Genomic DNA, 15,527 nt, shown 5'->3' on the forward strand with positions numbered 1-15,527 from the left:
GTCCGAATTCAGCATACTAAGCCGGCTCGACAGGGACTAGCCGGGACACCGCAGGGGGCTTATCGAGAATGCGCTCATACAGCTCGAATACCTGCTTTGTGTATGTTTGTTGATAGTGAAATTGCAATGCCGCTTCACTTTCAAATATTTCTATCAGTACATATTCGCCATTTTCCCGGTCTTCGAAAACGTCAAATTGAATGCACCCCGGTTCTTTCCAGGTTGGGGCTAATATTCCACGAATAGCTAACAGCCCTTCAGCATAACATTCTGGTTTGGGCGTTATTCTTGCCACGATGTGCAGTTTGCTTTCAGCAGATTTCATGATGCACCTCTCATGATTTTGGCCGTTAAGACACGCACCAGCGGATTAATCAGCCACGCCGCCACAAACGCCGCGGGCCATGCGTTAACAAATGCCAGCGACCAGGAATGCAAAAACGTAGCACTGAGCCCGAGATTAATGTAAGTGACCCAGCCTGACATCATGCCCGACAAACAAAATGAAAAAATGCCGGTAAAAACTAAACGTTCCATAGTGATTCTCCTTTGTGAATTCATTGCAATTGTACGTAAGCCGAATCACCATAGAATATCGATTTGGGAAAGCTAAACATGAAGGATTTACTGTGCTGGACGATTTACTGTTATTTGCAGAAATAGTAGAAAGAGGCAGTTTTGCAAAGGCAGCGGAGGATCTCAAACTCTCCCCTTCAACATTGTCAAAACGTATCACAGCACTGGAAAACAAACTGGGCAAGCCGTTGATGAAACGCTCAGCGCGGGGCATTCAATTAACCGCTTTCGGTTTGCAGTTGCACAATGATTATGCCACCAGCCTGCAAGTTATCCGCGATGGCGTGACACGAAGCAGTGATCAAACATCCCACTCTTTGACGATGCTTTGCCCGCAGAACCTAATGGTCGACGAACTGTTTTCAACGCTCAGTGACTTTCATAAAACCCATCCGAAAGTCACTTTTAACATCGAGCCAGGCAATGCAAATCACTTGCTGAGTCAAAAACAGTTTGATTTGGCCATAAGAGTGGGTGAACTGACCGACTCCGCATATTTCCACAAACGGCTTGGTAGTATTGCAGTACGCGTTGTAGGCTCAGCAACACACAAGAAGCAGCATTTGTTTCTGCCCTATACTTCGGCTCAACTTGCTGGCCTGACAGCTGTTGATTCGGCTTTAGCGGAATATGGCCAGGTTTCTTATGTTGGCGACATCACCTTGGCCAGGAAATTTGTAGCGGCTGGGCATGGAGCAGCGCTTCTGCCAATGACAGAGATCCAACATTTGGGTTCAGGATCCGAAACCAGGGTCTGCTATTTATCGGATGTGCTATTCACCCGCCCCATCTCAGCGCTTTGGCCGTTTAACCCCTTGCCCAAACTTTCACGAGATTTAGTTGAAATACTTCAAGAGTATTGCGAAAAAGCGCCAGTACTTTGTGGAAAATCCATTGCACTTTAACAATCGACAATTGAGCTTACCCTAATAGCCTGGTTTTACTAATTGTGGCATTCTTGTTAAAAATTTGATTAAGGTAACAATATGATGTCCCGTGCTTCTTGGTTTGGCATAGCAGTAACCCTCACACTTTCTGCTTCCAGCTTTAATGCCTTTGGCGAAATAAATGCCCTTACCCCAGCTGAAGAAGCGCAAGGTTGGCAGCTGTTATTCGATGGCAATACAACAAATGGCTGGCACCCGTTTCAGCATCCTGATGCAAAATCCGCCTGGGAAGTACACTACGGCGTATTAACCGTGAACCTGAAAGCCAGCGATGTTCAACACGGTGATTTGGCAACCGACAAAGTATTTGAAAACTACGAGCTACAGTTTGAATGGAAATCACCGGTTAATGGTAATAGCGGTGTGTTTATTAATGTGCAGGAAACGCCGGAACATCAAATTGCCTGGCAAACTGGCCCTGAGTACCAGCTATTAGGCACTGCTCATAAAGATAACGACGACCCGGCTAAGCGTTCCGGGGATATTTTTGGATACACCTCTCCACTGACAACGGCAAAAGTGCACAGCGACGGTCAATGGAATCACTCGGTGATCAAACAGAACAACGGCAAAGTTGAGTTCTACCTGAATGGTACCCTCACCGCTTCAGTCGACTTCAAAAGTAGTGAATGGAAAAATTGGCTGGCGCAATCCCGTTTTAAAGAACTGCCGCAATTCGGTGCGACAAGCAAAGGCCATATTGTGCTGCAAGAATGGACCTCCCCCATTTATTTCCGCAACATTAAGATACGAGAGTTATAGAATTTTTTAAAGGTAGTACTACATAGTATGATGCCGACAGAACTTCGCCGGATAAATCAGCCAGCATCATCGTCCTTGCAGGCTTAAAAGCGAGCAACAAACTGGCCCGGCTTTCGCGTTACCGCGAGGCGCCGTGTTAGCCATCGGTACCATTTGTTTTTGTTTCTTTCTTGCAGAAGGCGCTGTGCTCGACTGGAGCAGTCTGTTCCTCACTGAATACCGGTCGTTGCCAATCAATCTTGGTGGCCTCGGGTTTGCCGCCTTTTCCATTGCGATGACCGCCGGCAGGTTCACTGGTGATACCGTGGTGTCGAAATTTGGCGGGGTTCGTGTGGTGATTGCAGGCACGCTGACTTCCGCAATTGGTCTTGTAATACTGCTGGCGATGCCTTATTCAGTTACATCAATTGCGGGCTATTTCTTGATTGGCCTAGGTGCAGCAAATGTGGTGCCGGTGATGTTCACCGCCATTGCTAACCAGACTGCCATGCCCCAGAGTACCGCCGTGCCCGCCGTATCCACTCTCGGATTTTCCGGAGTGCTTTTAGGACCTGCGAGTATCGGCGTAGTTGCTGAGCATTCTAGCCTGTCCACTGCGCTTTTACTGCTAATTCCGCTGCTTGCACTGGTACTGCTGCTTGCACTGGTACTGCTGCTAAGCAGATTTGTTCCTTACCAGAAATCTCAGGTTCACGGCTAAATAAGTGATGAAATATGTCGCACACTATTGCGTTCTGCACTAGGATAGAGTTCTAAGCTGCAGAAAAGTCGAGAAATACTTGAAAAACTCAAGTGCAGAACTCCCGGTTAGTCGTATTCTAGAATTACTAACACCACACAGTGCTGAAAGCCAACTTCAAGTCTCTAGCGAGGCGTTAGCATGTCTTCTCAAACAACAGCGTCTTTATGAAGCAGCCCTCTCCCATAACCCTGATCCCGTTTATACCTTTGATCTTGAAGGACGTTTCACCTACGTGAACAATGCGTTACTGGATATCTGGGGAATAACGTGGGAACAAGCCATTGGCAAAAGCCTGTATGAGTTAAATTATGAAAAGTGGCAAGCTGACATGCACATGCGTGAGATTAAACAGGTTATCACGACGAAAAAGCCACTGAGAGGTGATGTGCCCTATCATGGTATGCATGGTCTACGGGTGTATGAATATAAATTTGTCCCTGTATTTGATGCCGACTGCAATGTGGAAGCGATTACTGGTTCAACCCGGGATATTACAGAGCGCTATGAGGCAGAAAAAATAGCAAGGGAGGCAGAGTCACGACAGCGCCTGGCTCTTGAGGCATCACACAGTTTTGGTATCTGGAACTGGGATATCAAAAATAACCTCTTTGTTTGTGACCAGCGTTTGGGTGAAATTTTCAACCTGACACCTGAAGAGGCTGAGCAAGGCGTACCGATTGAGCGTCCACAGGAATCTATCCATCCGGATGATATCGATGACGTTAATAAGAGGATTCAGGAAAGTATTACCAACGGCAAGTTCTACGATCACCGCTATCGAGTCTTACAGCAAGACGGCAGTATCCGGTGGGGGGCGTTTCGTGGCAAAGCTATCTATGACGATAACGGCGAGGCTGTTAGTTTCCCTGGCGTTGGCGTAGACATCACGGCAGAACAGAATGCACTGAACGCGCTGCAGGAAGCCGACAGACGTAAAGATGAATTTCTGGCAACGCTGGCACACGAACTTCGAAATCCGCTCGCGCCAATCCGCAATTCACTGGAAATTATCCGGACGGATTCTTTTTCATCAAACCAGAAACAGGAAGCGTTCAGACTGGTCGAACGTCAGGTTTTACAAATGGTGCGCCTGGTTGATGATTTGATGGATGTCTCCCGCATTACCCGTGGGAAAATTCGTTTGAACCGGGCTTCATTAAATATCTGTGAAGCTGTTCAGGATGCCATCGAAACAGCCCAGCCATTGATCGATGAAAACCAGCATACCGTTACTGTTAGTCTCCCTGACGGGGCGTGGGTTTATGGAGACCACATCCGGCTCGCGCAGATATTCACTAACATTCTTAACAATGCGGCAAAATACACCCCGGATGGCGGTAAAATTAAAATTGAGGTAATTGCAACCGGCAGTACCATAGTTGTGAAAATCAGCGACAACGGCGTTGGTATCCCGCAGGAAAAGCTACCTGATATATTTGATATGTTTTCACAGATTGTAGGTGTGCTGGAGCGCTCTCAGGGCGGGCTGGGAATTGGTCTGACATTGGTTAAGCGACTTGTGGAGCTCCACGACGGTGATATTACGGTACAGAGTGACAGCAACGGAACCTGTTTTACCGTCTCCTTTCCGCAGGTAGCTGCTGATAATCAAATCGCCCCCCATTCTCCGGTTTTTGATACGAAGTCACCGGATGCTGCTGAATCCTCGCTTTCTGTGCTTATTGCTGACGATAATCAGGACGCCGCTATCACGATGGGATGGATACTCGAAGCCAAGGGTTGCGATGTCATCGTTGTTGAAGATGGTCCTTCAGCGCTGGCAGCGGTAGAACAGCTGACGCCGGATTTATTTTTACTGGATATTGGTATGCCGGGTATGAATGGCTATGATTTATGCATCGCGCTTCAAAAAATACCTACGCTGAAAAATGCGACATTTGTGGCACAAACGGGATGGGGTCAGCCAGACCACATTCAACGCTCCAAAGAATCTGGTTTTCATCACCATCTTGTCAAACCCCTTAACGTGAATGATCTGGTGCCTTTGATTGAGCAGATTAAGCAATCTAAATCAGAAAACCAAGCTAAAGACTAACCTAACGGTTCATTAGCATCACCTGTTGTTATGAATTTGCTAATAAAATTCTTTTTCAGGTTAAATCTGAACTATTTTCTGCGCTCGTCGTAACGACGACATATGAAAATTACTTTTCGAAAACACGTACTCTAAAATAATAATTCCAAAAAAATCGTATTCTGTCGCATTAACGGGTATGTGTGAGAGTAAGCCTGCTTCTGACTGCAGTCAGTGCTTGTTTTATTAGCGTTGACGATGCCGCCAGCTTTCATTATTTCGCAAGGTCTGTCGTGACCATTTTCACGGAATTTATTTATGTCGCATAAAAAAGAATACAGTCTGCTCGCAGTTACTTTCTGGCTCGCATTTGGCGGATTCGCCATTGGTGCCAGCGAATTTGCTGCAATGGGCTTGCTCCCCTACTTCGCTAATGATTTCAATATTTCTGAGGATGTAGCTGGCACAGCAATCAGTGCCTATGCCCTTGGTGTTGTGGTTGGTGCACCGCTAATCACCGTTTTCTGTTCCCGTTTTCCACGAAAATATATGCTGGTGGCACTGATGCTGGCTTACACCTGTGGCAATCTTTTAACGGCTTTCGCCACAGACATTACCTTCATGAACCTTGCGCGCTTCATCAGCGGGCTACCCCACGGCGCCTACTTTGGCATTGCTATGTTGTTTGCTGCCGACATTGCCGGACGAGCAAAAAGGGCAGAAGCTGTCAGTCATATTTTATTGGGATTAGCCATCGCAAACGTAATCGGTGTACCTGTTATTAACGCGATTGGACAATACCTGGGCTGGCGAAGCGGGTTTTATCTGATCACTGCGCTGGCGGCGATAACCTTCATTATGGTCTGGAAGACAGCACCTTACAGAGGCTGGAACAGAGACGCTAATCCGCTGACAGAACTGGGGGCACTGAAAAACAAAAATGTGCTTCTGGTACTGCTAATGAGTGCCATCGGTTTTGGTGGCATGTTCTCCGTTTATTCATTTGCCAGTGCTACTTATCTGGAAAACATCGGTAACCCGGAATGGGGCGTCAACATTATTCTGTTGTGTTATGGACTCGGGATCACGCTGGGTAATTATCTTGCGGGTAAAGTTGCCGGTGGGCGATTACTTATTGCCGCATTAGGCTTTCAATTGGTACTGGGCATCGCCGGCGGCGTGTATGCGGTATCTGTACATAATGGCCTGCTGATGGGGCTAGCGCTATTTCTGGTAGGTTTTGGTGGCGGTATGACAGTACCACTGCAAACCCGTTTAATGGATGTTGCCGGCAACGCCCAGTCTCTGGCCGGTGCTGCAAATCAGGCCGCATTCAACGTTGCCAATGCAATTGGCCCTTGGCTCGCCGGTATGGCGGTAACAGGCACACGTTTGGGCTGGGCGGCTTGTGGCTATGTTGCCATCGCGCTTTCACTGGCGGGTGTTGTGATATGGATTGCACTTTACTACACCGACCCGTTCAGAAAGCAAAAACAGCCTGCCACTGTAAAAGCTGCTGCATCATCCTAACCAGGCAGCAGCAACACAGGATTAGTTATTCATCTACAAAATCTGTTAGTTGACTGCAAGTGCATGAAATAAAAAATCCAAAACCTCCAATTTGACATAAAAGTTTCAAAACCACCCTGATAGGCGGGATAAACTCAAATTTCCCTTTGCGAAAATTGCAGCCTTCCCGCTATCTACTCTATTTTCACACCAGACTTTGTGCTGAATCTCTGCGTCGCGACTGGTTGCACTGCAGTGACTTGGCCTTTTGTCCGTAAGGAGACATTATGGATCGTCGGGACGCACTCCTCTCTATGGGGAAAGTTGCGGCTGTAGTATCACTGTCCAGCGCTAATGCGAAAGAACTCAAAAGTTTTCCTGATAAAACCCAGCAAAGTAGCGATCACCTTCCCCACCCCGCTGATACCTCGCGCTGGCATGTACTCACTGATGAAGGTGACAGAAACGCTCTCGCAGCTGTGTTCGACCGCCTTATCCCCGCTGATGAACATGGCCCGTCAGCTTCTCAGTCAGGTGCGTTACGCTTTCTGGATAATCAACTTGCCGGCGACTACGGCGCTGGAAAAGCCCTTTATCTCGATAAGCCACTAAAGCCTGAAAACGAAGAAGCCATCATGGGCTCTCCGCAATTTCTCTCTACGCCGAGAGAACGCTACGCATCAGGGATTCGCGCGTTGCGTAATTATGTTGCCAGAACCGAAGGAAAAGATATCGCAGAACTGGAGCATGCGCGTTTAGATATTGTACTTACACAACTTGAAGCTGGTGAAATTTCGCTGGATAACGGTGTGCATGGACAAGCCTTTTTCGAGCTGATGCTACAGAACGTGAGGGAAAGTTATCTTGCTGATCCTGTGTATGGTGGAAACCAGGCAATGGCAGGCTGGAAGATGATTGGATTTCCGGGCGCCCGGTATGACTATCGAAAGTATGTTGATAAACGAAATCAGGATTTGCAGTTAATCCCTGTAAGCCTGATCCCCGGCGAATAATCTGGAGGATCGCATGAATAACAGAGCAAAAGCAGATGTCGTTATCGTGGGAATGGGCTGGGCAGGTTCCATTATGGCCGAAGAACTTACCCGCGCCGGGCTCAGTGTTGTAGGTATTGAACGCGGAGCCTGGCGCGACACCTCTACCGATTTTCCCCCGGCCGTCGATCCTGATGAGCTGAAATGGCACACCCGGCGAGAACTACTTCAGCCAATGAGTGTTGAGACAACAACATTCCGCAACAACCCTAGCCAAACAGCAGCGCCGGTTCGCAACTGGTCAGCGTACCAGTTTGGCTGGAACGTAGGTGGTGCAGGAACCCACTGGGCAGGCATGAGCTGGCGCTTCCTGCCGTGGGATTTTGAAGTCGCTTCAAAGACCCGTGAACGCTATGGTGAAAAGTACACGCAGGGATTGCAGTTGCAGGATTGGGGCGTTACCTACAACGACATGCAGCCATTTTATGATCGATTCGAACGGATTGCTGGCACTTCTGGTAAAGCGGGTAACATTAATGGCGCTAAACAAACCGGCGGCAATATTTTCGAAGGACCGCGGTCAAGGGATTATCCGACGCCTCCACTCAAAGATTCTCACTGGATGGACAAATTCCGCAGCACCACTCAGAAAATGGGCTATCACCCTTTTACCGTTCCAGCAGGAAATTTGTCAGAAGCTTATACTAATGATCTGGGAGTTACGATGGGGCCCTGCACCTATTGTGGTTTCTGTGATTTCCACGGCTGCGGCAACTTTTCAAAGTCGTCTCCACAAGCGTGTATTCTTCCGGTTCTGATGCGCCGAAAGAATTTTACATTACTGACCGAAACTGAAGTCCTTCATGCTGTTAAACATGATGACGGCAAAATGGCGCGGGGAGTAAGCTTCATTACCCGTGATGGTGAGGTTGGCTTTCAACCTGCTGACGTGGTGTGTATTACGGCGTACCAGATGGATAATGTGAGGTTGATGCTGCTGTCAAAAATTGGCAAACCTTACGATGTAAAAACCGGGGAAGGCACGGTTGGGCGCAACTACAACTATCAAACCGGCTCTACAGTTAAGGCTTTTTTCCCTGATGAGAAAATGAATCCGTTTATCGGAGCGGGTGCGCTCGGCGTGCAGATAGATGACTTCAACGGGGACAATTTTGATCACAGTGGACTTGGCTTTATCGGCGGTGCAGGCGTCATGGGCTATAGCACCGACGGCCGCCCGATTGCGCATATGGATGAATTGCCAAAAGGGACTAAACGCTGGGGCTCCGAGTGGAAGAAAGCGTATTCACAACACTACCAAACCTCCGCGACTATTTTTTGCCAGGGCACGTCGATGCCGGTTCAGCGAGCATACCTGGACCTCGACACAAATTATCAGGACCGCCACGGCCAGCCATTAATGAGGGTGACTTTTGACTGGAATAAAAATGATACGCAGATGATAAAACACGTCACCGACAAAGCCAGAGAAATTATGGTCGAAGCCGGTGGTCAGCATATTGAGGTTAATAAGCAGACAGATACCAGCTGGAATCCTTACATGCAGCGCAGCTCTCATACCTGTGGCGGTGCGGTAATGGGCGCAGATCCCGCTACATCAGCAGTCAATACTCATCTGCAAAGCTGGGACGTTCCTAACGTGTTTGTAGTTGGAGCATCAGCCTTTCCGAATAATGGTGGCTACAACCCTACTCTTACTGTCGGAGCATTGGCCGTGAAAGCGGCCAGAGCTATTCACGAACAATATATGCAACGAACCGGCAAATTAATAGGGGCCTGATATGTCTTCAAAACTAAAAGGAATAGCCGCTGTTATGGTGGTAATTGCTGCCGTTTCGGGAATATTGCTTTATAACGCGCTGGATACGAGCGCGTCTGACGTGGCTGATGATACAACACCACTTAAAGATGTAGTATTCGATGACAAGGCGTTAATTTCCCGGGGTGAATATGTGATGCGCACCGGGGATTGTGTGGCTTGCCACACTGAATCAAACGGTGACTTTGCCGGGGGTTACGAAATCACCACAAATTTTGGCTCACTGACAAGTTCGAATATTACTCCCGACCCTCAAACGGGCATTGGTGATATGACAGAGCGGGATTTTTATAATGCGATACGTCAGGGTATTGGCTCACACGGGTTACTTTATCCGGCGATGCCTTTTACTGCCTACCGCAAAATGTCTGACGACGACATGCATGCACTCTGGGCATATATGTCCACCATTACACCTGTCCGTCACGAAATTAACGAAACCGAAGGAATGAGTTTTCCTTTCAATATTCGTCTGGCCATGGCTGGCTGGGACCTGCTGTTTTTCGAAAACGAAGGATTCGCCCATAATCCAAATCAGTCTGAGGCGTATAACAGAGGTGCTTATTTAGCAGAGGGCCCTGCCCACTGCGGAACGTGCCATACACCGCGAAATCTGCTTGGCGCGGAACAGAACGACCAGTATTTTCAAGGCTACAATATGGGCGACTGGTATGCGCCGGATATCACACCAAATCCTGGCACGCTGGTTGGTGGCAGTGCAGATGAATTAGCTGCTTATCTGCACACCGGTACTAACGGCCACGCAGTAGCGGCAGGTCCCATGGCGGAAGCCATCGAATTCTCTTTGCAGTACCTCAGGGGCGACGATATTGACTCGCTTGTTACATATCTTCAGGCCCAAGCACCTTCCGGAAAGCCACCTTCTGGAAAGTCAGTTTCTGAAAGCGCACCGTCACTCACCACATCCGGCGGGGAACTAACCTATGAGATAAACTGCGCGGCATGCCATGGTGTTGAAGGTGAAGGTATAAAAGGAATGGTGCCCTCTTTCATACATAATGGCAGCATCCTGAATGATGACCCGACCAATCTGCTGCATGCCATGTTATTAGGGGCTCGCGCCCCATCTACAGAGATGAAACCCACTGCGGCAGGCATGCCGTCCTTCGCCTGGAAAATGAATAACCGTGAAATAGCAGATATTCTCAACTACATTCGCAATAGCTGGGGTAACGCTGCTATTCCGGTAACGGAATCATCGGTTGCCGACGTGCGAGAAAAGCTCAAAGCCCGGAATAAACTGGTTCAGGCTGAATAATAGTATAAGGCGAGGTTAGCGCACCTCGCCTTAGCTTTCTGGTTTTCTATGGTGTTCGGATGAACCGTGAAGCGTTCATTCAGAACAGAAGATTTGTGCAATTAAGGGCTACGCCTAATTTCGGCAAATACATTTCAAAATTAAATCTAAGCGAAACAGTATTTTCATTCGTAACAAAGAGAAGTATATTAACAAAATTAAAACAACGCCTGATTTCGTGTGCAGCAAAAGTGTAATATTCCTGCGTTCGCATTAGTCTGCTTAACGATTTATGCCGTATCGCATGGTCGATGAAAACGTTGGATAACTTTTCTGCTGTAAAGTGAAATATAAAAGGTCACCACTACAAGGAAAAGTACAAGTAAGTTATGTCCAAAACTATCAGTACTGCAAAACCTAAACGCCCAGGTCATCTCAGAGGCGCTATTCCGCCCGCCGCTCACTATGTACGGGAATGGCGTTACTTCGCCGGCCTCTTCGGTGGTGAGCACATCGCGGCCACCGAATTTGTTATCGGTATTACCTTTGTCACCATGGGCGTAGGCACCATGGAACTGCTGATGGGGCTGCTAATCGGTAATTTGCTGGCGGTAATCAGCTGGACACTGGTAACCACCCCCATTGCCGTTGAAACCCGGCGAACTTTATTCAGCTATCTTGAACAGATAACAGGTCCTTATTTCAGTAAAATATACAACACCGCTATTTTGCTGTTTTACGGCTCCCTTGCGGCTGCAATGATAACCGTCTCAGCCTATGCAGTCCGGTTTGCGTTAGATTTGCCCGTACAGCTCGAAGCTTACCCCACCTCCTTTGCTTTTATCGTAGTTACCCTTTTATTAAGTGCTGTTGTTGTTTTTGTTGCCGCTCGCGGTTTTGAGGCAATGGCAAATTTCGCTACGATTTGTGCGCCATGGATGCTGACCTGCTTTGTTTGTGGTGCCGCAATCGCACTACCTTCACTAAGCCTGAATGTCACGGGTGGCAGCGGCATTTCAGGTTTCGACGAGTTTATTATGATCGCCAAAGAGACAATCTGGACGGGCACAACCCCCGAAGGCGAAGCCGGTATTTCAATGTGGGAAGTGGCCGCATTTGCGTGGGCCAATGGCGCAATGGTGCATCTTGGCCTCATTGATATGGCCACATTCCGTTTTGCACACCGCAAATGGTATGGCGTTTTTTCCGGTATTGGTATGTTCCTCGGCCACTATTTAGGCTGGATTTGCGCGGGGCTGATGGGGGCCGGAGCTGCAATCATCCTCGGTAAGTCTCTGGTGAATCTGGATTCTGCTGACGTGGCGTTTCATACACTGGGGTACATTGGTTTACTCGCGGTAATCTGTGCGGGCTGGACTACTGCCAACGCCTGTTTATACCGTGCAGGCCTCGCTGCCAATTCACTAATGCCGAAAACCTCAAGAAGCAAGGTTACCGCTATTACTGGTGCCGTTATTGCTGTCGCCGCCTGTTTCCCCTTCGTCGCACAGTCAGTAATGCCACTCACGGTGTACGGTGCAATTCTTTTATGCCCTATTGGTGCCATTACGATTGCAGAGCACTATATATTACCCAGGATGGGGTTAACCCGTTACTGGTCCCGGTATCTGGGTCAGCCGCTTAACTATGCTGCCCTGATTGTCTGGGGTATCTCGCTTGCTTTTGCTGTAGCAATGGTACTTACCCATGCGATGAGCTTTTATTACATATTCCTTCCCGAATACCTTATCGCGCTGGTGTTATACCCGCCCATTGCGCGGATGTTGGGGGCGAAGGATTCTTACCCAGTTGATGAAACCCGACAAGCAGAACGAGACAAACTGTTGGTTGATTTTGAATTGAACAGACTGGCCGAAAGTGCCGAAGCAACGTTTGAAGAGCTGGACCCTGAACAGTTGCACACTGCCCGGACAGCAAAAATGCTACTCATAGGTGCCGGAGCAATTCTCGTATTTATGGTAATGGGCGCGGTGCGACTGGTTTATACCTCACCTGACGTGCTCACAATGAGCGTGATGAAGCAGGATTACTTCTACACCGCAATAGCTTTAACCCTTGCTTACTTCATACTGGCACTGGTCGCCATGCGTGTAAGTGACGGTACAGATGACAGTAGTGATGGCGCTGAGAAAGCGTAGCTAAGCTGCTGTTGTTTATAAAAATGAATTAGCTCTTTCGCTCAGGGCTAATTCATTTTTTCTTCGTCACGTCTGATAATCCATTTTTAGCCTGATAATAACAACACAATACTTCACCATCAGTTTTCTGCTGAAAAACACCTTTTCCCGGTTATCTGAGCGCGATAAAGAAAGCATTAAGTGAATGCTGCGTGAATTCCCCGAGCAAATTTTTCTCAATAAAGTAAACTACCGCCATTAAAGATTGACAGGAAAGAAGACCGTGGCGTTACACTGGTTTCCGGGGCATATGCACAAGGCCCTTAAAGAAATTAAAGAATCACTCAGTGATGTAGATGTGCTGATTGAAGTACTGGATGCCCGCATCCCTTATTCCAGTGAAAACCCGGAAATTGCGAAAATCCGTGGTGATAAACCTGCGCTAAAAATTCTGAATAAGTTTGATTTAGCCGACCCTGAATTAGTGGCCGAATGGCAAGCGCACCTTGAAAGCGAACGTGGTGTGCGCACCATTACTACCTCTACAGATAATCCTGGTAACGCCAAACATATTGCGAGCATTGTGAAAGACATGTTTCCGCAGAAAGCCGGGCCAGGCAAAGCCATTCACGCCATGATCACCGGTATTCCTAACGTGGGAAAATCGACGCTGATCAATATTCTGGCAGACCGCACTATCGCCAAAACCGGTAACGAACCGGCGGTAACCAAAATGCAGCAGCGCATTAATTTGGGTAACGGTATTATTCTGTTCGATACCCCTGGCGTACTGTGGCCGAAACAAGAAAACCCGAACTCCATTTATCGCCTTGCGGCATCTGGCGCGGTAAAAAATACCGCCATGGAATTTGATGATGTGGGTTTCTATGCTGCCGATTATTTGATTAAAGCTTATCCGGAAGAAATGAAAGCCCGTTTCAAGCTGGACGAATTACCCGATACCGAAATTGAATTTCTGGAAGCAGCAGCGCGTACTCGTGGCGCTATCATGGCTGGTGGCCGCGTGAATCTTCATAAAATTTGCGAAATTCTGCTCACCGAATTGCAAGCCGGTAAACTGGGGCGCATCACCCTGGAAACCCCTGCGATGCTTGAAAAAGAGAAAATTGAGATGGCAGAAGCGGCCGCTAAAAAAGCGGCCGATAAGGCTAAACGCAAGGAAAAATTCAAACAGGGGTCCGCCACGCCAGAGCGGCAGGATCGTAAAGAGCGTCGCAACGAAAAGCGGGAAGAACAAAGCAAGCGAATGAAAAAGCAGAATCGGCAGCGTCAACGCTAAGCGCCGATTTTTAGCTGACACAATTTTTGACTCAATTACTGTAATAAAATCGCAAACGGGCAGACTATAGGATTCAGGCTGCCTTTTATTTACGAGGGAACGTTATGAGAAACTGGGAAGATTTATCGCTGTTGCAAAAATTGGCGGTGGGACTGGGCATTCTTGCCATTGGCATTTTCGCACCGGAAATAGCCATGCTGGTGCAGTTTGGCGGTATAGAAGTCGCATTCGCTTTCCTGCTGTTTTTCTTTAAACCAGCGCTGGTGTGGCTTGACCATTATTATCGTATTGCACAGGGAGCTTTAACGCTCGCTATAATCACGTTAAAACACAGTGCCAGCGCACGGCCTGCTGTTTTCGGCTGCCAGGCTGTATTCTGCGTGACTGCGCTTATGCTTACCGGCTCTGTTGTGTTCGCTTCCGGCTTTTTCATGCCGGGATTGCTGTTTAACAACCTGCTGGTGTAACAGCCATGCCACGTATAGTAAATGTAACTGGTGTGCTGGTTTATGGTGCCGCACTTATCATTCCCGCGTTATATTATCTCCAGCTCAAAATTACAGCAGACGCTGGCGGCTTTTTAAGTCGCTACAGCCCGTTGATTGTGGCTATCCTGCTGACAGTTATCGAATTAATTGAAAAGCGTAATAAGCCCCTTCTGGATCCGCAGTTTTGGCGTACCCTTTTCTGGTTGCTTACTATCGCCTTTACCGCCGCTTATTTGTTTTCCGGATATATGATTTTCAGCGTATCCAGTAATGAAGTGCTTCTCAGGTTTATCGCTGTGCTCTGCTGGCTGGTTATCGCTATGCCTGCCATGACCTCTCTTTACCGGTATTCAGATCCATATGCAGCACGATGGACAGAAAAGACTTCAGCTTGATACCTCTGTACATATATCGTACTGTTTGATGTCGCGCTGCAAATCAGAATGCCGTTAACCGACCCTCGCCTGTTTTGTAGCTTTATTGCAGTTGCGCAACAGGGAGAAAATCCATGACCCGAATTCTGAAATCTTTAACCGTTACCTTACAAAAAGGTGTCGTGCATGCCGATGGTGAGCTGGTTATCACTGAGGATAGTTTCCAGTTTACGCCGTATAACCAGAGCTTTGCTCCTGGCCCTTACCGGTTTCCGAAAACCGATATTACCTCAGTAGAAGGAACTACAGCCAGAGGGGGTGGCCTAATCCCACTATCGCAGGAAGCAGTGAAAATTACATTGAAAGACGGACAATGTTTTGAATTTATTCTCGCCGATCCAGGCAACCTGATAGAAGTTCTTTCCCACTAAAGTTTCACATCGTAAACTCACAGCTGAATGATAACGGTGAGATAGTGTGCGCTCATGTCTGTCGTGCTAGTTTACATTACTTTAAAACATGACATTTAACAGGGAAAGTGATGACACCGTTTATGTCTGCTGTCT

General features: G+C 47.9%; 15 protein-coding genes. 13 read left to right on the forward strand and 2 right to left on the reverse strand.

Annotation, left to right across the window (positions count from 1 at the left end; all coding sequences use genetic code 11):
• Positions 1–16 precede the first annotated feature (16 nt).
• Entirely contained in the window at positions 17–325 is a 309-nt protein-coding gene (locus ACXAGX_RS07880; RefSeq protein ID WP_474837616.1) for a putative quinol monooxygenase, read from the reverse strand.
• Positions 322–537 (reverse strand): DUF2798 domain-containing protein, encoded by a 216-nt coding sequence (locus ACXAGX_RS07885; protein WP_474818075.1) that lies wholly within the window; start codon positions 535–537, stop codon positions 322–324. Before ACXAGX_RS07885 ends, ACXAGX_RS07880 begins: the two co-directional genes overlap by 4 nt.
• Before the next feature lie 92 nt (positions 538–629).
• On the opposite strand from ACXAGX_RS07885, the gene ACXAGX_RS07890 reads away from it, so the two are divergent.
• From ACXAGX_RS07890 to ACXAGX_RS07950, 13 genes are all read left to right on the forward strand, one after another.
• The gene (locus tag ACXAGX_RS07890; RefSeq protein ID WP_474818074.1) at positions 630–1,481 is read left to right on the forward strand and encodes a LysR family transcriptional regulator; all 852 of its coding nucleotides are present in this window, start codon (positions 630–632) and stop codon (positions 1,479–1,481) included.
• Between the two features lie 81 nt (positions 1,482–1,562).
• Positions 1,563–2,285, forward strand: a complete 723-nt coding sequence (locus ACXAGX_RS07895) for a 3-keto-disaccharide hydrolase (protein WP_474837618.1) — start codon at positions 1,563–1,565, stop codon at positions 2,283–2,285.
• Between the two features lie 133 nt (positions 2,286–2,418).
• Positions 2,419–2,985, forward strand: coding sequence for an MFS transporter (locus tag ACXAGX_RS07900; protein WP_474837620.1), 567 nt, complete (start codon positions 2,419–2,421; stop codon positions 2,983–2,985).
• Positions 2,986–3,064: 79 nt separating this feature from the next.
• Positions 3,065–5,083, forward strand: coding sequence for a PAS domain-containing hybrid sensor histidine kinase/response regulator (locus ACXAGX_RS07905; protein WP_474837622.1), 2,019 nt, complete (start codon positions 3,065–3,067; stop codon positions 5,081–5,083).
• Between the two features lie 297 nt (positions 5,084–5,380).
• Positions 5,381–6,592, forward strand: a complete 1,212-nt coding sequence (locus ACXAGX_RS07910; RefSeq protein WP_474837624.1) for an MFS transporter — start codon at positions 5,381–5,383, stop codon at positions 6,590–6,592.
• Between the two features lie 266 nt (positions 6,593–6,858).
• Positions 6,859–7,584, forward strand: coding sequence for a gluconate 2-dehydrogenase subunit 3 family protein (locus ACXAGX_RS07915; protein WP_474837626.1), 726 nt, complete (start codon positions 6,859–6,861; stop codon positions 7,582–7,584).
• A 13-nt stretch (positions 7,585–7,597) separates the two neighbouring features.
• Complete coding sequence (locus ACXAGX_RS07920; protein ID WP_474837627.1) at positions 7,598–9,364, forward strand: GMC family oxidoreductase; 1,767 nt, start codon at positions 7,598–7,600, stop codon at positions 9,362–9,364.
• A 1-nt stretch (position 9,365) separates the two neighbouring features.
• Positions 9,366–10,682 carry a c-type cytochrome gene (locus ACXAGX_RS07925; protein WP_474837629.1) on the forward strand — a complete coding sequence of 439 codons (1,317 nt, stop codon included), beginning with the start codon at positions 9,366–9,368 and terminating at the stop codon, positions 10,680–10,682.
• A 368-nt stretch (positions 10,683–11,050) separates the two neighbouring features.
• The gene (locus ACXAGX_RS07930; RefSeq protein WP_474837631.1) at positions 11,051–12,820 is read left to right on the forward strand and encodes a purine-cytosine permease family protein; all 1,770 of its coding nucleotides are present in this window, start codon (positions 11,051–11,053) and stop codon (positions 12,818–12,820) included.
• 262 nt (positions 12,821–13,082) lie between these two features.
• Positions 13,083–14,099 carry a ribosome biogenesis GTPase YlqF gene (gene ylqF, locus ACXAGX_RS07935; RefSeq protein WP_474837633.1) on the forward strand — a complete coding sequence of 339 codons (1,017 nt, stop codon included), beginning with the start codon at positions 13,083–13,085 and terminating at the stop codon, positions 14,097–14,099.
• Positions 14,100–14,203: 104 nt separating this feature from the next.
• Positions 14,204–14,566 carry a hypothetical protein gene (locus ACXAGX_RS07940; protein ID WP_474837635.1) on the forward strand — a complete coding sequence of 121 codons (363 nt, stop codon included), beginning with the start codon at positions 14,204–14,206 and terminating at the stop codon, positions 14,564–14,566.
• A 5-nt stretch (positions 14,567–14,571) separates the two neighbouring features.
• A complete protein-coding gene (locus ACXAGX_RS07945) occupies positions 14,572–14,982 on the forward strand; it encodes a hypothetical protein (RefSeq protein WP_474837637.1) in 411 nt (136 codons plus the stop codon).
• Positions 14,983–15,095: 113 nt separating this feature from the next.
• Positions 15,096–15,392: a hypothetical protein gene (locus ACXAGX_RS07950; protein WP_474818062.1), complete on the forward strand. Its 297-nt coding sequence runs from the start codon at positions 15,096–15,098 to the stop codon at positions 15,390–15,392.
• Positions 15,393–15,527: the final 135 nt, after the last annotated feature.

The organism is Alteromonas sp. ABV4_515 (genome assembly GCF_056160345.1).

Coding starts and splice junctions, on each gene's coding strand:
- ACXAGX_RS07880 (WP_474837616.1), bottom strand. CDS start 325: ATGAAATCTGCTGAAAGCAAACTGCACATCGTGGCAAGAATAACGCCC.
- ACXAGX_RS07885 (WP_474818075.1), bottom strand. CDS start 537: ATGGAACGTTTAGTTTTTACCGGCATTTTTTCATTTTGTTTGTCGGGC.
- ACXAGX_RS07895 (WP_474837618.1), top strand. CDS start 1,563: ATGATGTCCCGTGCTTCTTGGTTTGGCATAGCAGTAACCCTCACACTT.
- ACXAGX_RS07910 (WP_474837624.1), top strand. CDS start 5,381: ATGTCGCATAAAAAAGAATACAGTCTGCTCGCAGTTACTTTCTGGCTC.
- ACXAGX_RS07915 (WP_474837626.1), top strand. CDS start 6,859: ATGGATCGTCGGGACGCACTCCTCTCTATGGGGAAAGTTGCGGCTGTA.
- ACXAGX_RS07920 (WP_474837627.1), top strand. CDS start 7,598: ATGAATAACAGAGCAAAAGCAGATGTCGTTATCGTGGGAATGGGCTGG.
- ACXAGX_RS07925 (WP_474837629.1), top strand. CDS start 9,366: ATGTCTTCAAAACTAAAAGGAATAGCCGCTGTTATGGTGGTAATTGCT.
- ACXAGX_RS07930 (WP_474837631.1), top strand. CDS start 11,051: ATGTCCAAAACTATCAGTACTGCAAAACCTAAACGCCCAGGTCATCTC.
- ACXAGX_RS07940 (WP_474837635.1), top strand. CDS start 14,204: ATGAGAAACTGGGAAGATTTATCGCTGTTGCAAAAATTGGCGGTGGGA.
- ACXAGX_RS07945 (WP_474837637.1), top strand. CDS start 14,572: ATGCCACGTATAGTAAATGTAACTGGTGTGCTGGTTTATGGTGCCGCA.
- ACXAGX_RS07950 (WP_474818062.1), top strand. CDS start 15,096: ATGACCCGAATTCTGAAATCTTTAACCGTTACCTTACAAAAAGGTGTC.